At 60.9% G+C, this 18514-nt stretch carries 19 protein-coding genes, 1 tRNA gene and 2 pseudogenes; 15 read left to right on the top strand and 7 right to left on the bottom strand.

The window, feature by feature from the left end; translation table 11 throughout:
- Positions 1 to 9 precede the first annotated feature (9 nt).
- From ABIE53_RS13305 to ABIE53_RS13290, 4 genes are all read right to left on the bottom strand, one after another.
- The gene (locus ABIE53_RS13305) at positions 10 to 807 is read right to left on the bottom strand and encodes a UDP-2,3-diacylglucosamine diphosphatase (protein ID WP_006051474.1); all 798 of its coding nucleotides are present in this window, start codon (positions 805 to 807) and stop codon (positions 10 to 12) included.
- Positions 808 to 853: 46 nt separating this feature from the next.
- A complete protein-coding gene (locus ABIE53_RS13300; protein WP_006051475.1) occupies positions 854 to 1348 on the bottom strand; it encodes a peptidylprolyl isomerase in 495 nt (164 codons plus the stop codon).
- Positions 1349 to 1519: 171 nt separating this feature from the next.
- The gene (locus tag ABIE53_RS13295) at positions 1520 to 2104 is read right to left on the bottom strand and encodes a peptidylprolyl isomerase (protein ID WP_006051476.1); all 585 of its coding nucleotides are present in this window, start codon (positions 2102 to 2104) and stop codon (positions 1520 to 1522) included.
- Positions 2105 to 2149: 45 nt separating this feature from the next.
- On the bottom strand, positions 2150 to 3022 hold the full coding sequence (locus ABIE53_RS13290) for a tetratricopeptide repeat protein (protein ID WP_114156223.1): 873 nt from the start codon (positions 3020 to 3022) through the stop codon (positions 2150 to 2152).
- Between the two features lie 345 nt (positions 3023 to 3367).
- Between ABIE53_RS13290 and cysS the strand changes: the two genes are divergently transcribed.
- From cysS to ABIE53_RS13240, 10 genes and pseudogenes are all read left to right on the top strand, one after another.
- On the top strand, positions 3368 to 4765 hold the full coding sequence (cysS, locus tag ABIE53_RS13285; protein ID WP_114156222.1) for a cysteine--tRNA ligase: 1398 nt from the start codon (positions 3368 to 3370) through the stop codon (positions 4763 to 4765).
- A gap of 47 nt (positions 4766 to 4812) precedes the next feature.
- Positions 4813 to 5925: a DNA-3-methyladenine glycosylase family protein gene (locus ABIE53_RS13280; protein WP_107706581.1), complete on the top strand. Its 1113-nt coding sequence runs from the start codon at positions 4813 to 4815 to the stop codon at positions 5923 to 5925.
- A 126-nt stretch (positions 5926 to 6051) separates the two neighbouring features.
- On the top strand, positions 6052 to 7023 hold the full coding sequence (locus ABIE53_RS13275; protein WP_006051481.1) for an acetyl-CoA carboxylase carboxyltransferase subunit alpha: 972 nt from the start codon (positions 6052 to 6054) through the stop codon (positions 7021 to 7023).
- A gap of 61 nt (positions 7024 to 7084) precedes the next feature.
- A complete protein-coding gene (tilS, locus tag ABIE53_RS13270) occupies positions 7085 to 8557 on the top strand; it encodes a tRNA lysidine(34) synthetase TilS (protein ID WP_114156221.1) in 1473 nt (490 codons plus the stop codon).
- Positions 8558 to 8957: 400 nt separating this feature from the next.
- Positions 8958 to 10210, top strand: a pseudogene (locus ABIE53_RS13265) (aspartate kinase).
- Positions 10211 to 10409: 199 nt separating this feature from the next.
- Positions 10410 to 10503 (top strand) — tRNA-Ser (locus ABIE53_RS13260).
- 313 nt (positions 10504 to 10816) lie between these two features.
- Positions 10817 to 10870 (top strand): annotated as a pseudogene (locus ABIE53_RS13255) (hypothetical protein); the annotation flags it as partial.
- Positions 10871 to 10888: 18 nt separating this feature from the next.
- The gene (locus ABIE53_RS13250) at positions 10889 to 11011 is read left to right on the top strand and encodes a hypothetical protein (RefSeq protein WP_308810912.1); all 123 of its coding nucleotides are present in this window, start codon (positions 10889 to 10891) and stop codon (positions 11009 to 11011) included.
- Positions 10984 to 11538: a tyrosine-type recombinase/integrase gene (locus ABIE53_RS13245; protein WP_308810907.1), complete on the top strand. Its 555-nt coding sequence runs from the start codon at positions 10984 to 10986 to the stop codon at positions 11536 to 11538. Before ABIE53_RS13250 ends, ABIE53_RS13245 begins: the two co-directional genes overlap by 28 nt.
- A complete protein-coding gene (locus tag ABIE53_RS13240) occupies positions 11535 to 11810 on the top strand; it encodes a helix-turn-helix transcriptional regulator (protein ID WP_310399526.1) in 276 nt (91 codons plus the stop codon). Before ABIE53_RS13245 ends, ABIE53_RS13240 begins: the two co-directional genes overlap by 4 nt.
- Positions 11811 to 12033: 223 nt before the next feature.
- Here ABIE53_RS13240 and ABIE53_RS13235 read toward each other — a convergent pair whose 3' ends face one another.
- Both ABIE53_RS13235 and ABIE53_RS13230 read right to left on the bottom strand, forming a co-directional pair.
- Positions 12034 to 12195 carry a hypothetical protein gene (locus ABIE53_RS13235; RefSeq protein WP_165939632.1) on the bottom strand — a complete coding sequence of 54 codons (162 nt, stop codon included), beginning with the start codon at positions 12193 to 12195 and terminating at the stop codon, positions 12034 to 12036.
- Positions 12196 to 12434: 239 nt separating this feature from the next.
- Positions 12435 to 12998 (bottom strand): TetR/AcrR family transcriptional regulator, encoded by a 564-nt coding sequence (locus ABIE53_RS13230; RefSeq protein ID WP_006051394.1) that lies wholly within the window; start codon positions 12996 to 12998, stop codon positions 12435 to 12437.
- A 115-nt stretch (positions 12999 to 13113) separates the two neighbouring features.
- Here ABIE53_RS13230 and ABIE53_RS13225 point away from each other — a divergent pair, with 115 nt between their 5' ends.
- From ABIE53_RS13225 to ABIE53_RS13215, 3 genes are all read left to right on the top strand, one after another.
- Positions 13114 to 13758 carry a glutathione S-transferase gene (locus ABIE53_RS13225; protein ID WP_053858345.1) on the top strand — a complete coding sequence of 215 codons (645 nt, stop codon included), beginning with the start codon at positions 13114 to 13116 and terminating at the stop codon, positions 13756 to 13758.
- Between the two features lie 82 nt (positions 13759 to 13840).
- On the top strand, positions 13841 to 14806 hold the full coding sequence (locus ABIE53_RS13220) for an alpha/beta fold hydrolase (protein WP_006051397.1): 966 nt from the start codon (positions 13841 to 13843) through the stop codon (positions 14804 to 14806).
- A gap of 245 nt (positions 14807 to 15051) precedes the next feature.
- On the top strand, positions 15052 to 15765 hold the full coding sequence (locus ABIE53_RS13215) for a dienelactone hydrolase family protein (protein WP_044021824.1): 714 nt from the start codon (positions 15052 to 15054) through the stop codon (positions 15763 to 15765).
- 552 nt (positions 15766 to 16317) lie between these two features.
- Here ABIE53_RS13215 and ABIE53_RS13210 read toward each other — a convergent pair.
- On the bottom strand, positions 16318 to 17109 hold the full coding sequence (locus ABIE53_RS13210) for an alpha/beta fold hydrolase (RefSeq protein ID WP_107706583.1): 792 nt from the start codon (positions 17107 to 17109) through the stop codon (positions 16318 to 16320).
- Between the two features lie 352 nt (positions 17110 to 17461).
- Between ABIE53_RS13210 and ABIE53_RS13205 the strand changes: the two genes are divergently transcribed.
- Together ABIE53_RS13205 and ABIE53_RS13200 are read left to right on the top strand one after the other, a co-directional pair.
- Entirely contained in the window at positions 17462 to 17887 is a 426-nt protein-coding gene (locus ABIE53_RS13205) for a MarR family winged helix-turn-helix transcriptional regulator (RefSeq protein WP_107706584.1), read from the top strand.
- A 76-nt stretch (positions 17888 to 17963) separates the two neighbouring features.
- Positions 17964 to 18512, top strand: coding sequence for a nuclear transport factor 2 family protein (locus ABIE53_RS13200; RefSeq protein ID WP_107706585.1), 549 nt, complete (start codon positions 17964 to 17966; stop codon positions 18510 to 18512).
- Positions 18513 to 18514: the final 2 nt, after the last annotated feature.

The following is an 18514-nucleotide window of genomic DNA, read 5'->3' as shown; positions in this document are numbered from 1 at the left end:
CCACCACTCTCAATCGAGCGGTAACGCCCGAATCCCTTCCGAATCGACGCGCAAATAACCGCCGCGTCGCTCGCCATGATCGAGATCCCAGTCGGGCAGCACCCAGCGTATGCCGCCCGGCTCGCGATGACGCGCGGGGCGGTGCGTGTGCCCGTGAATCATCGTCGCCGCTTTCGACCACTTGAACAATGCGGCGACGCCTTTGGGCGTCACGTCGTATTTGAGTGAAACGGGACGCATGCGGCCGCCCTCGCTCTTCGCCCGCATGTTTTCCGCGAGCGCCTGACGCCACGAAAAGGGCGACGCGAGAAACAGCATCTGCGCAAGGCGGTTGCGCGCGAATCCGCGAAACAGTTGATAACCGCGGTCCGCGGTGCACAGACGGTCGCCATGCGCGACCGCAATGCGCGTGCCGAATGCGGTGATCACGAACGGGTCGGGCAGCCAGATCGCGCCGGCCGCTTTCATGAAACGCTTGCCGAGCAGAAAGTCGCGATTGCCGTGCATGATGTAGAGCGCAATGCCGCGCTCGGTCAGCGTGTGCAACAGCGCGGCCATCCGCGCGACGAACGGCTCGGCGAGCATGTCGTCGCCGATCCAGTACTCGAACAGATCGCCGAGAATAAAGACCGAGTCGGCCTGGTCGGCGTTGACGCGAATGAAGTGTTCGAACGCGGCGACCGTGCGCGGGATCGCCTCGCTCAAATGAATGTCGGAGAGGAACAAAAACGGGCGTGCGGCGTGCGGGCGTTTGCCCTCGCCAGGCACGCCCGCGGCGACGCTTCGCAGCGGCTTTTCTTGCAGCATTGAAGGTGCCTGTATCGCAGTTTTTCTAGTTAAGGCGCGTCCGCAATCAGTCGACGACCACGGCTTTTTCGATCACGACGTCGTCGACCGGCACGTCCTGATGAAAGCCCTTCGAGCCCGTCTTGACCTTCTTGATCTTCTCGACGATGTCCATGCCTTCGACCACCTTGCCGAACACCGCATAGCCCCAGCCTTGCGGCGTCGGCGACGAGTGGTTCAGGAAGTCGTTGTCGTTCACGTTGATGAAGAATTGCGCGGTCGCCGAATGCGGGTCGTTCGTGCGAGCCATCGCGATCGAGCCGTTCACGTTCTTCAGACCGTTGTTCGCTTCGTTGTTGATCGGCTCGGCCGTCGGCTTCTGCTTCATGCCGGGTTCGAAGCCGCCGCCCTGAATCATGAAGCCGTCGATCACGCGGTGAAACACCGTGTTGTCGTAGTGGCCGGCCTTCACGTAGTTGAGGAAGTTCTCAACCGACTTCGGCGCTTTCTCGGCGTCCAGTTCCAGTTTGATGACGCCGTGGTTCGTATGCAGTTCAACCATGATGGAATCCTTTGATGAACGGGGTGGGTGGAAAAGACGCGGCGAGCCGTCGTGCGCTGTGCAATCTGTGCGCGTCGATGCGTTTGACGGCGGGCCGCGCGGGGCGTGAGTTCGACGCTTCTACGCGTGCGTGATGTTCAGTGTTGTTCCGTGTTGCTCTGGGTTGTTCCGTTACTTGCCGCCGACCACGGTAGCCGATTCGATCACGATCGGCTTTTGCGGCACGTCGCCCATCGGACCGCGCGTGGTGGTCGGCGCGGCTTCGATCTTTTTGACGACGTCCATGCCGCTCGTGACCTTGCCGAACACCGCATAGCCGTTGCCGTCCGGATTCGGATAGTCGAGGCCCGCGTTGTCCACCGTGTTGATGAAGAATTGCGCGGTCGCGGAGTTCGGGTCGCTGGTGCGCGCCATCGCGAGCGTGCCCATCGTGTTCTTCAGACCGTTACGGCTTTCGAGCGGAATCGGCGCGCGCGTGGGCTTCTCCGCGAAGCTCTGCGTGTAGCCGCCGCCCTGGATCATGAAGCCGCGAATCACGCGATGAAAAATCGTGCCGCTGTACTGGCCGGACTTCACATAGTCGAGAAAGTTGGCGACCGTTTTGGGCGCTTTCTCAGGATACAACTCGACGCGAATATCGCCTTCCGACGTCTTGAGGAGGACGGACGGATGCGCGGCTTGCGAACCGGACTGGGCGAACGCGGGTGCGTTCGCGATCAGGGCGGCGCTGCCGAGCGCCAACATCAACCATTTCATGAAAATCCTCAGGGTTGGAAAAAACGTATGACCGCGGCGGCGGCCTTATTGCGAGGGTGCCATGTAAGGCGGCATGGCGAGCGAGCCGTTGGGTCCGCCGTACTGGAAGCTCGGCGTTTGCGTCATGTTCGCGGTGGAGCCGGGCGCGTATTCCTGCGGCGCGGCCGCGGCCCGTTTCGGCGCTTTCGCGGTCTTCGGCGGCGATACGATCTTCTGGATGTCGGCGATGCGCTGCGTGGTCGTGGCGTTCGCCTTGCCGAGGCTTTGCGCGCGGCGATACGCTTCGTTGGCCATGCGCAGATAGAGGTCGCCCAGGTTCTCGTAAGCGAGACCGTAACCGGGGTTGACCTTGGTCGCGGTTTCGAGCGCCGCGCGTGCTTCCGCGTAGCGGCCGTGCTTGGCGTAGAGCGCGGCGAGGTTGTTGTACGGCTCGGGCAACTCCGGATACAACTGCGTGAGTTCGGTGAACGCGGTGATCGCTTCGTCGTCGCGGTTCAGATGCGCGAGCACGGTGGCGCGCTTGAACTTCGCCTGCGCGTCACGCGGATTCGACGCGATGCGAGCATCGAGTTGCGTCAGCGAGGCTTGCCAGTCCTTTTGCGCGATGGACGCGTCGATCTCCGGCGTGTTGTCGCGCACGGCGGGCCCTTGCGGCATGGTAGGCGTTTTCTGCGCGAAGGCGGCGGCGCCCGGCAGCATGCCGAGCGCGACGGCCACGGCGACACGCAGCGTGACGGCGCGCGCGAACTTGCCGCCAGCGCCGTGCACTGAGCCACGCACCGAAGCGCCAACAGAGGCGCGGAGCGGGGCGCGAACAGGGCCGCGAATAGAGGCGCGAACAAGGGTGCCGGCAAGGCCGCCAAACGCCGTCGCGGCGAGGGTCGCAGCGCTGCGCGCGCGGCCGCTGGAAGGTTTCATAGGCTCGGGTCTGGGTGTTATACTCCGAGCCATTCTAACAAAAGGTCTGCGCGTTCCGTCGAACCGCCGGCTGTCTTTTCGCCACTCGTGGTCGTCTCCGCCTTGATAGCAGTCTGACCGCCGCACCAGGTGCACCGGTTTGCTGCTGTGCGTGTTTCAACAGTCGCCGCTGTGCGTGTTTCACGTCGGGCAATAGTCTGGTCATCAAGAAGTCTGATCAGAGCCCGTCCGAACAGGTAACAGGCAATAGGCAACAGTCGGCAACAATTCGTCCCCGCCGTCGTGTTCGGGGGCGGCACGCACGAAACACATTGCGGATTTCTTTCGGCCCACGCACCGTTCTCTATGGAATCACTGCGCATCTACAACACGCTCGCGCGTGACAAGCAAACTTTCGTGCCCCTGCAAGCAGGCGTCGTGCGGATGTACGTCTGCGGGATGACCGTGTACGACTATTGTCACGTCGGTCATGCGCGTGTCATGGTCGTGTTCGACATCGTGCAGCGGTGGCTGCGCACGCTCGGCTACCAGGTCACGTACGTGCGCAACATCACGGACATCGACGACAAGATCATTCGCCGCGCCGTCGAAAACGGCGAGACGATCAAGTCGCTGACCGATCGCTTCATCAATGCGTTGCATGAAGATGCGGACGCGCTCGGCATCGCGCGTCCCGACATCGAGCCGCGCGCCACCGACTTCATTCCGCAGATGCTCGGCATGATCGAGACGCTCGAGACGAACGGCTACGCGTATCAGGCGAGCGACGGCGACGTGAACTACGCGGTGCGCAAGTTCGCGGGCTACGGCAAGCTCTCCGGCAAGTCGCTCGAGGATCTGCGTGCGGGCGAGCGCGTCGCCGCGAACGACGCGAAAGAAGATCCGCTCGACTTCGTGTTGTGGAAGCAGTCAAAAGAGGGCGAACCCGCCGACACGGGCTGGGACTCGAAGTATGGCCGCGGCCGTCCTGGTTGGCATATCGAATGCTCGGCTATGGGGTGCGCGCTGCTCGGCGAACGTTTCGACATTCATGGCGGCGGACAGGACCTGCAGTTTCCGCACCACGAAAACGAAATCGCGCAAAGCGAAGCTGCGACCGGTCAAACGTTCGTGAATTACTGGATGCACAACGGCTACGTACAGATCGACAATGAGAAGATGTCGAAGTCGTTGAATAATTTCTTTACGATTCGCGAGGTATTGGCGCAGTACGATGCCGAGGTCGTGCGTTTTTTCATCGCACGCGCGCACTATCGTTCGCCGCTGAACTACAGCGACGTGCATATCGACGACGCCCGCAACGCCCTCGGCCGCCTTTACACGGCGCTGAAAGACGTGACGCCGGACGGCGCCGCGCTCGACTGGAACGAAGCGCATGCGCAGCGTTTCCAGGCAGCCATGAACGACGACTTCAACACGCCGGTTGCGGTGTCGGTGTTGTTCGAGCTGGCAACTGAAGTGAACCGCACGCGCGACCCCGCGCTGGCCCGTCAACTGCGCTCGCTCGGCGCGGTGCTCGGGCTGCTCGGGCGCGAGCCGCGTGCATACCTGCAGCAGGCAGCGGGCGCCGCGGTAGAAGGCGCGCTGGAACCCGCCGCGATCGAAGCGAAGATCGCCGAGCGCGTGGCCGCCAAGCAGGCGAAGGACTATGCAGCAGCAGACCGGATCCGGGCGGAATTGCTCGAGGCCGGCGTTGCACTTGAAGACAAACCCGGCGGGCTAACCGAGTGGCGGCGCGTGTGAGCGCACCTCGTACTTCCCTCTGAACGACTCGCCAGGCAGGAGGCAGGATGGCAACGGCCACGAAGACGCCGGCTAAACGAGCCACGTCTCAAACAAACGCGGCAGCCGCGCCCAAGTCGACTCGAACGTCGGCGCGCACGGCAAGCGGCGCGGTGAAGGCAGCAACGTCGAAAGGCGCGGGAGCGGCGGCAAAAACCGCCGCGGGCGCCTCGAAGAAGACGGCGGTCAAGCGCGCGTTGAACGGCGCGTCCGCGCCTGCGCATGTGGGTTCGTCCGCGGCGTCGTCGCTTTCGTCCGCCACGCGGCGCACGAAGGCGTCGTCCGCGAAGGCATCGCGTGCGAAGCCGAGTAGCGCGAACGGCGCGTTGCCGGCCGAACTTGCGGGCGACGTGCAGGAGCTCGCGCGCGTCGCGAAAACGCGAGAGAACCAGGAAGGCGAGATCGTGCGCAAGACGCGCGCGTCGTCTTCGGCGGGCGGCGAAGCGGCGAGCGCAAGCGAGGTCGCGGTGCCGGTGCAGATCGCCGGGCTTGCGCCCGAAGTCACGCGTCCGGACTACTGGGACAAGGCGTGCGCCGACCTCGTCAAACGCGACCGCATTCTGAAGAAGCTGATTCCGAAGTTCGGTCCGGTGCATCTATTAAGCCGCGGCGATCCGTTCGTCACGCTCGCGCGCTCGGTGGTCGGTCAGCAGATTTCGGTGGCGTCCGCGCAGGCCGTCTGGGCCAAGGTCGCGGCGGCTTGTCCGAAGCTCGTGCCGCAGCAGTTCATCAAGCTGGGTCAGGAAAAGCTCACGGCATGCGGCTTGTCGAGGCGCAAGGCGGAGTATGTGCTCGACCTCGCGCAGCATTTCGTGTCGGGTGCATTGCACGTCGGCAAGTGGCGGTCCATGGAAGACGAGGCGGTGATCGCCGAACTCACGCAGATTCGCGGCATCGGCCGCTGGACCGCGGAGATGTTCCTGATCTTCAACCTGTCGCGTCCCGATGTGCTGCCGCTCGACGATCTCGGTCTGATCCGCGCCATCAGCGTGAATTACTTTAGCGGCGAACCGGTCACGCGCAGCGAAGCGCGCGAGGTCGCGGCGAACTGGGAGCCGTGGCGCACCGTCGCCACCTGGTATATGTGGCGTAGTCTGGACCCGTTGCCGGTCGACTACTGAAAGCAGAAGAAGCAATGCCGCTTGGCGAAACTATCAATTGTTAGATTTTGATAGTTGCGAAGTGGTTTTGACATCGGCGAGCGCGGTTAGAATACGCGCTGCCGGTAAGTCCAAGGATTAAAACCAATGAAGACCACCTTTCTGGATTTCGAACAGCCGATCGCTGAACTCGAAGCGAAGATCGAAGAATTGCGCTTCGTGCAGGACGATTCGGCCGTCGATATTTCGGAAGAGATCGAGCGGCTGTCCAAGAAAAGCCAGCAGCTCACGAAAGATCTGTACGCGAACCTCACGCCGTGGCAGGTTTCGCAAATCGCCCGTCATCCGCAGCGCCCGTACACGTTTGACTACGTGAACGAACTCTTCACCGATTTCCACGAGTTGCACGGCGACCGCCACTATGCGGACGACCTGTCGATCGTCGGCGGCCTCGCGCGTTTCAATGGCCAGGCCTGCATGGTGATCGGCCATCAGAAGGGCCGCGACACGAAAGAGCGCGCGCTGCGCAACTTCGGCATGCCGCGTCCGGAAGGCTATCGCAAGGCCGAGCGTCTGATGCGTCTCGCCGAAAAATTCAGCCTGCCGATCTTCACGTTCATCGACACGCCCGGCGCCTATCCTGGCATCGGCGCGGAAGAACGCGGGCAGTCGGAAGCAATCGGCCGCAATCTGTACGTGATGGCCGAACTGAAGACGCCGCTGATCGCGACGATCATCGGCGAGGGCGGTTCGGGCGGCGCGTTGGCTATCGCGGTCGGCGACAGCGTGTTGATGCTGCAATTCTCGACCTATTCGGTGATTTCACCGGAAGGCTGCGCGTCGATTCTGTGGAAAAGCGCGGCCAAGGCGCCGGAAGCCGCCGAAGCGCTCGGTCTCACCGCGCATCGTCTGAAGGCGCTGGGTCTGATCGACAAGATCGTCAACGAGCCGCTCGGCGGCGCGCATCGCGATCCGAAGGGCATGGCGGCGATGCTGCGCCGTGCGCTCGCCGATTCGCTGCGTCAGTTCCAGGGCATGAGCATCAACGACTTGCGCGAACGCCGTTTCGAACGTTTGATGTCGTACGGCAAGTTCAAGGAAACGACGCCGGGCGTTTGAGCCCGCGCGTTTTCTTTCGTCCATCGGCGCGACGCATGACTAATGCAACCGCGCTAGCGACATGACTCCCACTGCCGAATCGCCTGCGGACCGCCTCGTTCTCGAGGCGGTCCGCGTTGCGTTTGCCGCGCTGCCCGCGAGCGCGCGCGTTGCCGTTGCGTTTAGCGGCGGCGTCGATTCGAGCGTGCTGCTGGACGCGGCCGTGCGTGTCGCCGGCTCGTCGCGTTGCATCGCGTTTCATGTGCATCACGGCCTGAGTCCGAACGCCGATGCGTGGCTCGCGCATTGCGAGGCGTTCGCGCGCGAACGCGAGGTCGAGTTCGTCGTGCGTTACGTCGACGTTTCGCGCGATGCCGGCGTGAGCGTGGAGGCCGCGGCGCGCGATGCGCGTTATCGCGCGCTGGACGCACTGTGCGCGGCACACGGCATTGGCTGGTTATGGCTCGCGCAACACGCGGACGATCAGGCGGAGACCGTGCTGCTACAACTGTTGCGCGGCGCGGGCCTCGCGGGCCTCGCGGCGATGGCGCCGGAGTTTTCGCCTGCGGGCGCCGCGGCGGCGCGCGTGCGGCCGTTGCTTCATCTGCTGCGCGCACAGATCGAACGCTATGCGAGTGCGCACGAACTGCGCTGGATCGACGACGAATCGAATGCGGACACGCGCTATGCGCGCAACGCGCTGCGCCACCAGGTCACGCCCGCGTTGGCCGTTCACTTCCCCGGTTTCCGCGACGCGCTCGCGCGCACGGCGTCGCATGCGGCGTCGGCGCAGCGCTTGCTCGATGAGCTTGCGCGCATCGACCTCGACGCCGTCTCGCGCGACGACGGGCACGCGCTCTCGCATGACGCGCTCATCGCACTCGATGACGACCGCGCGCTCAATCTGATGCGTTACTGGATGCGCTCGCAGGGCTTCATCGCGGCGTCGAGCGCGCGTCTTGGCGATGCGCTGCGGCAACTACGCGAAGTGGGCGAGGGCGGTGACGGGCATCGTCTGCGCGTCGATCATGCGGGTCATGCGCTGCGCAGCTATCGCGGGCTGGTGTATTGGGAAGCGGGCGACAGCAGCGATCCTGCCGACGAAACTTCGCTTGCGGCGCGCGAGGTCAGCGAGTTGGTGTGGCAGGGACAAGCGACGTGGCGCTTGCCGCAATGGCGCGGGACGTTTGTGTTTGAAGCGGTTGACGCTTTAGCGGTGAACGCGGCGGATGCCAGCAATGCCATTAACGCCGCGCTCAACGACACCATTCCGATGAGCCTGCTGCAACACGCACCACTGCGCGCGCGTTCGCGCAGCGGCGGCGAACGCATGCGCGCGAGCGACGCGCCGGGCGCGCGTAGTCGAACGCTGAAGAACCTGTTCCAGGAGCGCGGCATTCCCGCGTGGAAGCGCGAAGTGCCGCTGCTTTTTCTCGGCGACGAACTGCTGTTCGTCCCGTTGCTCGGCGTGAACCACGCGGCGTTGCACGCTGACGTAGCGCCCGACGAAGCGCGCGTGCGAATCGTCTGGCGCGAGGACTTGCTGATCGCCTGACCGGCCGGTCGGGCACTGGCTTCATCGAACGGGTTGTCGTCCAAATAGGGCGCGATTCTGAGCGCGAGCTAAAGCGCGAATATGCATTACGGAACGCCGCGCAAGCGCCGCGGCACGCGTCGCCACGGCCTTCGCGGCTTGTCTTTTTGCCTCTGATCGGGTACGTTAACTTGTTTGCCCGACCCGCTTTTGCCCTCGCTTTTGTCGGTTTTCCGATCGTGATCCGAGTTTTCCGGTAAGCCATTAGCGATCAATCACGGGCAAATCCGCGCGTGCTGCACGCGCGCTGCATCTACGCCGCCATACACTCCGCCGCCGTTCACAAGACGTTGCGCCCGTGTGCTTTTGTGCGGTCGTCGCGAGCGCGCCAGCGCGGTTTCTCCTTCAGTTCAGAACGACAATGGCACTCATCGTACATAAATACGGCGGCACTTCGATGGGCTCGGTCGAGCGCATCAAGAACGTCGCCAAGCGCGTCGCGAAATGGCAAAAGGCCGGCCACAAGATGGTCGTCGTGCCGTCGGCAATGTCCGGCGAAACCAACCGCTTGCTCGGCCTCGCGAAAGAGATCACGAGCCAGCCGAGCCCGCGCGAACTCGACATGATCGCCGCGACCGGCGAGCAGGTCAGCTCAGGGCTGCTCGCCATCGCGCTGCAGGAAGCCGGCGTCGACGCGGTGAGCTACGCGGGCTGGCAAGTGCCGGTCAAAACGGATAGCGCGTTCACGAAAGCGCGCATTAGCGACATCGACGGCGAGCGCGTGCTGCGCGATCTCGACGCGGGCAAGGTGGTCGTGATCACGGGCTTCCAGGGCATCGACCCGGACGGCAACATCACGACGCTTGGCCGCGGCGGTTCGGACACGTCGGCGGTCGCGGTCGCGGCTGCGTTGAAGGCCGACGAGTGCCTGATTTACACGGACGTCGACGGTGTCTATACCACCGACCCGCGCGTGGTCGAAGAGGCTCGCCGGCTCGATCGCGTGACGTTCGAAGAAATGCTGGAAATGGCAAGCCTGGGTTCGAAGGTGCTGCAGATCCGTTCGGTGGAATTCGCCGGCAAATATCAGGTGAAGACGCGCGTGCTGTCGAGCCTGACCGATCCGCTCATCCCGCTCGACGCTGAAATGAAGTCGGGCACCCTGATTACTTTTGAAGAAGACGAGACCATGGAAAAAGCAGTCATCTCGGGCATCGCGTTCCAGCGCGACGAAGCTCGCATCGCGGTGATGGGTGTGCCCGACAAGCCGGGCATCGCGTATCAGATTCTCGGCCCGGTGGCGGACGCGAATATCGACGTCGACATGATCATCCAGAACCAGAGCGTCGAAGGCAAAACGGCGTTCACGTTCACGGTGGGCCGCGGCGATTATCAGCGCGCGATGGACATTCTCACGAACCAGGTGAAGGGTCACGTGCAGGCCGAGCAGGTGCTGGGCGATCCGAAGGTGTCGAAGGTTTCGGTGGTCGGCGTGGGCATGCGTTCGCATGTGGGCATCGCGAGCACGATGTTCCGCACGCTGTCGGAAGAGGGCATCAACATCCAGATGATCTCGACGTCCGAAATCAAGATTTCGGTGCTGATCGACGAGAAGTATATGGAGCTCTCGCAGTGCGCGCGCTGCATAAGGCGTTCGAACTGGATCAGGCGTAACTGGGTGTGATTTGGTAGAAGCGGCGGGGCGTGCAGGAGCGCCTCGTTCGTTGTTGTACATATGCGTGGCCTGGCGAAAAAAATCCTTCGTCAATGACGACATTGGCACAAAAAGTGTTCGTCGGACATTGACCTTGGCGGTCCGGCCCGCTATTATCTTGGCTTCGTCGCGCTGACTCCCTGCGCGAGCGAAAGTTTGGGAGACGTGGCCGAGAGGTCGAAGGCACTCCCCTGCTAAGGGAGCATCTGGGCCAAAACCTGGATCGAGGGTTCGAATCCCTCCGTCTCCGCCAGGAGCACCTTCCGGGACATTTCACGATGTCCCGGACTAAACCCCGGAAGGCCGCCACAAGCGCCTTCCGGGGTTTTTTCTTTGCTGCTTCCGGCTCGTACCGACAGAATCGACCCATCAAGTTGGGGTGAAAGTAGGGGTGGGAAATGGCGGAATCTCAATCCAGGCAACCTCATTGGCTCTCGCCAGCTTCGCATAGCGAAGCTGGTTGATCGCGGTTACTACGCCGATGGTGGCGGCCTTTATTTCCAGATTTCTGGCTCGGGTTCGCGCTCCTGGATCTATCAGTTCAACTATTCGGGCGTTCGCGCGAGATGGGGCTTGGGCCGATGACGACTGTCTCGTTTGCAGAAGCGCGTACCGAGGCGGCTCGATGCAGGGCACTCGTGAAGGACAAGATTGACCCGATCGAGGCGCGTAAAGAGGCGCGGCGCACCGTGACGGCGACAACCCTGCACGCTGGCGTGGTCACCTGGATAAGATGCTGGCAAAGCGCAGGCGCGCCCTGAAGCATTTTCCGACGTTGCCGTGGGCCGACATCCCTGAATTCATACCAAAGCTTAAGGTGAAGGAAGACCAAGGTTCACGCTCGGCCGCGATGTTGCACCTGGTGATCCTGACCGTCTGTAGAACGAATGAGATCCGGCGAGCGCGGCCCGAAGAGTTTGACTTACGCCACAAGATTTCGACGATCCCCAGCGAGCGGATGAAGATGGGCCTTCCTCACCGCGTGCCCTTGTGTGATACGGCCTGCGATCTCGTGAAGAGAGCTATGCGGACGGCCAGGTATGGCTACCTCTTTCCGGGCGACAAAAAGGGCGCTCCGCTTTCGAATATGGCAATGTTAGAACTGCTCGATGGCATGGGATATACAGACATCACGGTGCACGGGTTCCGTTCGACATTTCAGGACTGGGCGGAGGAGTATGGTGAGTATCCCGAAGTGCTAGCCGACAAGGCGATTGCCCACAAGACGAGCAACAAGGCCCGCCGTGCGTATCAGCGAGGTGACATGCTCGAGAGGCGCCGAAGATGATGGACCACTGGTCGCAGTACTGCGCGGGGATGTCTGCGAGCGTCGTGTCTATTACGCCCCCGAAGGAGAATCCGGCAAAGCAAAGTTTGATTCGCCTTCGCGAGGTGCGTCTGCGTGTTGGCCTGGGCACAAGTACTGTCTATCGGTATCTGGCCGGAGGTAAGTTTCCACGGCCAGTGCAAATCGGTGGTGGTAGGGTTGCATGGCTAGAGACCGACGTTGATGCATGGATTGTCGACCGCGTTGAGGCCAGTGGGCGCGGAGCAACCTAGCTTGGTTCCATTCTGTCGCGGCGGTTTGCGTGACATCAGAAGCCATCGGAGCGCGACAGAACACGGACTTGCGGGACCTTGAGTTGCTCGGTCGTACCGCTGGAATGAATGCTTCGTTTTCCTTTTTAATTCGTCCTCCGCCCTCGGCAGAAGTACTTCCGGTAGCAGTCCATACTGTCCCGCCACGGAGCCCGGCAGATTGCCCGATATGGCGGCCTTCGGCTCACCGGCCCACCGGCCAGTCACGCTTGCGCCCAATGGCTTCGCCGATGGCGTGGTTTTCCATGGCCGCTTCCGTATCCTGATCCGCTTTTCGGCGCACACGTTCCCAGTCAGTGCAGCTTTCGCCGCGCGAGCGAACATCGTGCATTTCCGCGCTAGTCATCGAAGTGATTTTCGAGCCACTCCCGATAGGCGCACTGTTCATCTCGTTTGGCCGGCGGAAACTCACGATTCGCAGCGGTCCTCGCCCGGAACGAACGCCACCGACAATACGGTCAGAACCTCGGATACGTAGTCAAAAGCCCGCTGGCGCCGTCCGCCATGATGAGGGCAATCTACGAACAGGGTATGTTCACTTTCCCGCACCCGATCGGCATCGCAAAGTCACAGCGCCTGCGCTGTTTACGCAAAAAGGCCGGTACTTCGATATGCCTGGACCGTAGCGTCGAAGACCGACACGTCGCCGCGTCCACGAGCGACCAGTTGCGCGCCTTCAATAGCCGCGAAAATTGCTAGCGCGTGGCGCTTAATAGACTCGGCATCTCTTCCGTCCTCTCTGAGAGACAGAACCTTAAAAAGCCAGTCGACGTTTACCTCGGTGAAGTGATCGACTTCTACCCGGACTTCGGCGGGAAGGTCATGATGCTCTGCCGCCATGATGCCGCAAAGACACATTCGATTGTCTTGCACGAGTGCCGAACGAAAGATGCTCGCATAGCGCTCCAGCGTCAGCTGCTCGTTATCGAACCGTTCGAGAAGGTCATGCAGCAAAGTGACCGCTTCCTCCGTGTACTGGCGCGCCAACGCCGCGCCTAGATCACCCTTTGTCGGAAAGTGGTGGTGCACGCCTGCGCTCTTGATGCCGACCTCTTTGGCGATTTCGCGGAAACTCAGCGCGTTGTATCCACGCGCCTGAACCATGCGTCGGGCAGAGCCGAGAATGCGCTGTTTGGTGTCAGTTGTCATGTGGGAGACTCTAACACGATACCTATCGATAAGTAAGTGTTGACACGGGGAGGACGCCTCGCTAAAGTGCGCTTCACTTACCTATCGATAGGTAACGACCCTTTTGAGACCGACCATGAAAATTTTCGACATTCCAGGTTTTCCCAACCCGCTTCGCATCCGGATCGTGCTGGCGGAGAAAAATCTTGCTTCCAAGGTTGAGTTCATCAAAGTTGATCTTCCCGCTGCGGAACACAAGCAAGCCGCCTTCCTCGCCATCAACCCCACCGGGACTGTGCCCGTTCTGCAGTTGGATGACGGAACGTACATCTCGGAGTGCACGGCCATCACTGAGTATCTTGACAATCTTGACGGCAATCCGGTGCTGACGGGCAAGTCGCCAAAAGAGAAAGCGCTGGTTCATATGATGCAGAAGCGGGCTGAGTCAGAACTGATCGATGCGGTAGGGATCTACTTTCACCATGCGACGCCGGGTCTTGGACCGGCGCTTCAGGCGTACAAGAGCCCCGATTGGGAGGGCCGCCGAGAATGGGGTGAACGCTCACGCGACAAGGCTGTTGCCGGGATGCGCTACTTTGACAAGGTGCTCACGGCGCAACCGTACGTTGCGGGCGAATCCTTCTCAATGGCGGATATCACAGTTTGGGCGGGACTCGTGTTCGCTGGTTTTGCAAACATTCGGGTCCCCGAGGAATGCACCGCGCTGCTCAATTGGCGGCAGACGGTTGACGAGCGCTCTTCCGTCAAGAATCCGGCGTAAGCAGCGTTCGTCCCCAACACCACGCCAGTTCTCGGAGCGCAGTAAGAATATTTTTTAATGTGTTGAATTCAGGAGTACTGAAGTGAGAAAACCGATAAAAATCGCGACGGTCAAGGCGGGGGTGCTAGTACTTGCTACAGCTGCCGCTTTCGCAACTACGCCATCCAATGCGGCAGGGGAAGGGCAGAATCTGCGCGCCGTCTACACGCATCAGACAGCGCCGACGAGGTTTATCGATGTAAACGGTACGAAGCTCGCCTATCGCCGTTTCGGAAAACCCGGCAATGTGCCGCTGGTCTTTTTCCAGCACTTTGTGGGCAACATGGACAACTGGGACCCTGCGGTCATTGACGGTTTTGCTAAAAATCGAGAGGTAATTCTGTTCGACAACGCCGGCGTCGCCAGTTCAGAAGGAGAAGTTCCCAGCACCGTCGAGGGGATGGCACGGCATGCTATCGACCTGCTTCACGCACTCAACGTCAAAAGGGCTGATCTTCTCGGATTTTCTCTGGGAAGTCTCGTAGCACAGGAAGTTGCCGTTGAGCGCCCTGAAGTTGTTCGACATCTGGTGTTGGTGGGGAGCGGACCTCGCGGCGGGGCTGGAATGGCCACGCTTACGCCAGAGTTCCAGGAAATGATCAAGAAGGACAGCGGAAACAACGATCAACTGCTGCTTGATGTGTTCTTCACGCAATCAGACGCGAGTCGCGCTGCGGGACGTGAATTCCTCAATCGCCTTCATGCTCGTTCGCGCGATCGTGACCCGGACGTGAATGATAAGGTCGCACCGGCGCAGGTAGCGGCGTTCGCGGCATGGGGCGCGCCTCACGCTGATGCGGATGCATACCTGAAAAACATCAAGCAGCCTGTGCTCATCGTGGGCGGCAATCACGACATCGTTCATTATCCGGTGAATTCGTTCACCCTGGAGGAGAAGCTGCCGAACGCTCAGCTGATTCTGTACCCTGACTCGAGTCATGGGGCGCAGTATCAGTATCCCAAGCGCTTCGTGGCCGATGTCACGGCCTTTCTCGATCGCGAAGACTAGAACCTTCATGCAGCAGCCGGTGCTCGCTTATGTTCATCGTCTCATAGCTGCTAGCCACGGAGAAACCTCGCAGCGACAAGAGACGAGTTTTTCAACTCTCAGGCGCGGGGTTCCGTGGTCATAGGCGGTACACGGATGCCCTTTGCGACTCTGAAAGCCGGTTGACCACGCAATAAGCAGGCAGCCGCGCTTAACTTGAACTGTCGATAAATTATGGGAGGAAATCCGATGCGCAACGTGGGACCATGGTCAGCTTTTGCCGTCCGGACGGTCAAGCCGTTGAGGGCTATCTTGCTAATCCGGCGAAGCTGGAAGGCGCGCCGGCAATCGTTGTGATCCAGGAGTGGTGGGGGCTTAACGCTCAGATCCGGGGCGTGGCGGACCGTCTGTCTCACGCGGGCTACATCGCGCTGGTGCCCGACCTCTACAGAGGAAAGTCTACAGTCGAGGAAGAAGAGGCTCACCACTACATGGATAGTCTGGACTTTGCTGACGCAATCTCTCAGGACGTTCGCGGCGCGGTTCAATACCTGAGTACGTACACGAGAAATATCGGTGTGACCGGGTTTTGCATGGGCGGCGCATTGACGCTTCTTGCCCTCAGCGCTGTCCCTGAATTTGCGGCTGGCGTTATATGGTATGGATTCCCGCCGCTGGATCGCCTGGACGCTTCTGGCATCAAAGCGCCCATCCAGGCGCACTGGGCCACACAGGATGCATTCTTTCCTGCCGCGGGTGTGGATGTGCTTGAGGAGAGGTTCGCCCGCAGTGAGGTCTCGGCGGAATTCCATCGCTATCTTGCACATCATGCGTTCGCCAATGAAACCGCCGTGGGCGATGGGCGCATATCAGGCACGCAATACGATCCGGTTTGGGCGCAACTCGCGTGGGACCGCACACTGACGTTTTTTGGCCGCACCCTTTGGAAGGAGCCAGTCGTAGTGAGACGTACGTCATAACCCACTGCGGTATTTCATGGCGCGATGCGACGCAGCGGCGAAAGGCGCAACACGCGGTCCATCGCTGAATACGGTCTCGCTATGCTGCACGCCGTGGAGATTGGCAGGACGAAGACGTCGCTGCCCCTTCCTAAAATCTCTGCTTGGGGGTACATCACCCCGTCACCAGATCGCAACGCATTACGCTCGCTGTGACCGTCATTCCTTGTCGGCTAGAAACCGCGGACAAAGCGAAGAATCTCGAGGTTATGCTTTTCCGCGTCGCCGGCATGTTGATCCTGCTGGCCATCTACGTCGCTCCTGCTCACGCCAGTTTCATTAGGCGAAGCGCTGACGGGTGAGATCCGTTGCGTAGCTGATTGGCCGGATGTGGTTGCCATGCAAGCGGAAAATAGCAATGACGACAGAAGCGTCGCAGCTACCACGAATATTTTGCGTGTGATCATTTTAAGGTCGTCAGGAAAATGATATCTCTGTCACTGCGTGAGCTATTGCGCAAGAGGGCGGGCGCGGCGGGCGTTAGCCCCGCCGCGCTGATGCTTTCGAGACCAGTCAGAGCACGCCGGTGGCTCGTGCCGCGTCGAGAACTACCGCGGCCACTGCGGCAGGTTGAGACATCAGTGCTACATGGCTCGCGCCAGCAATCGACGTAATCTTCGCGCCGATCTGTTTAGCCTCGGCCTGCTGGAGCGCCGCGGGAATGATCTGGTCCTGGTCGCCATAGACCCACCACGACGGTTTGGACTTCCAGGCGGCCACAGACACCTTATCGGTAAGACAGCGCGCATTGAGCGGCCCCTGAGCCGTGGCGAGCACACTGGATGTGTCTTTCGGAAGGTCCGGTGCGAAACTGCTCAGGTAGGTGTCAGTGTTGAGCGTAAGGAATCCAGTTTCGTCGGATACCAGACCCGCCTGCCAGGCCGGCTTCGGAAAGGGACTCGTCAGATCCGAGATCGACTGATTGTCTGCGGGCGCGAATGCTGACACATAAACGAGACCTGCAACCTTGTTAATGCTGCCGGCTTGCGTAATGACGGCGCCGCCGTAGGAGTGTCCGACCAGGAGGACGGGGCCCTGCTGGGCATCGATGGCACGGGTGACGGTTGCGGCATCGTCGGCTAGCGACGTGCGGGGAAGCTGAACAGTCACTACTTTCAGGCCACGCGCCTGCAGTACGCGCGTGACTGATGACCAGCTAGACCCGTCGGCCCACGCCCCGTGTACGAGTACGACCGTGCCCGTGGTGCTTGCGGAAGAGCTGCCGCATGCCGCAACGGATGCGAGGGTGACGAGACCGAGCGATACGACAAGAGCAGCAAAGAGCCGCAGAATGTAAGACTTCATGTTAGGAACGTTAAGACGCCAAATGAGATTTCAATATCGCGCCCGTCTAGCGACAGGAAGTATCAGGACGAGCGCGACGCCAACACGAACGGTAACCGGGCTCAGGGGCGCCGCCTATTGCACGTCGTCCGGTTTCAATGACATTGCGTCCGAAAGATAAGAGAGAAGATTTTTCGATGGTCGATACGACCGTATCCGCCAGCCCGTTGCAATGTCGGCCGGCGAAGCGTGGGCGACGGAAAAGTCGGCCGATCTCTGAGGCGGCCCCTCACAAAAGCACCTCTTTGGCTGAGTCGTGAGCCGCTATCCCGAAGCATTGACAAATGTGTAATAGCACATGAGAATAAGAAACATGAAACCGCTCACTGGTCCCGATCTTTGTCACTGTCTGGCTGCACGTCGCGCTGCCAGGTACGTGTCGCGTATTTACGATAGCCATCTGTCAGGCGTGGGCATTTCGATCTCGCAATTTTCGATACTTGCGCTCGTTGAAGAGCATCCAGGAATCGCGGTTGCCGATCTGGCGGACCTGATGGTGATGGAGCGGACCACGTTGGTACGTGCACTCAGACCCCTGAGGGACGCAAACTGGTTGACGAGCGATGCGGAAGGTCCGAAAGCGGCACTGACGTTCACGCTGTCCGCTGCGGGCAAGGCGAAGCTGTCGGAGGCTGAGCCCTGCTGGCGAGCAGCGCAGGCGGAGTTCGAAGCTGGCGTCAGTCGCAAACAGGCGGCTGCACTGCGGGCAGGTCTGTTGACCGTCGTCTTTGCAGGCTGAAAATTTTTCGTTCATATGTGTAATTGCACATATTATCTGTCTCATTCCGATCAACGTCTTCTTTCAAGGACTTTGCATGACAGCCTTTCCTTCCGTTCCGCATGTGAGCACAGTCAGCGCCGAAGACCGGGCGAGCGCCGTCGACTTCGTCAATCGCGTCAACTGGTTCTTCGAGACATGGGACGTCGAAGCCATGATCGAGGCATTCCTGCCCGACGCCGTGGCGTACCACTTTCACGGAACGATTAATGGACACACCGAAATCCGGCGCTTCTTCGAGCATGACTATCCGTATCTGATACCTGGCGTGGGGCGTCATGCCACAAACCATATCGTCGATGAGGACGAAGACGGCGTGGTCGTGCGATATCAAAACCTGCTGGTCCGCTATGCCTCGCCCGAGGATGCGTCGAAACTCGGTGCGGGCCAGGTGATGCACAACGATACCGGGCTGCCCGCGATCTGGCTGTATTCGCCGATGCGTGACCGGCTGCGCAAGACGGCGGCGGGGTGGAGGATCTATGAGCGCTATATCGGCGGTTCGACCACCAGTCGTGTCCTCACGCCTGCCGACACATCGGCAGCTGCCGTGGCGCCGTATCTCCCGAAGCTTCAAGGGGTGTAATC

The organism is Paraburkholderia sp. OAS925 (genome assembly GCF_040543975.1).
Classification (GTDB): Bacteria; Pseudomonadota; Gammaproteobacteria; order Burkholderiales; family Burkholderiaceae; genus Paraburkholderia; species Paraburkholderia graminis.
The sequence above is the reverse complement of the archived record's forward strand: the minus strand, read 5'-3'. Positions and strand labels throughout refer to the sequence as shown.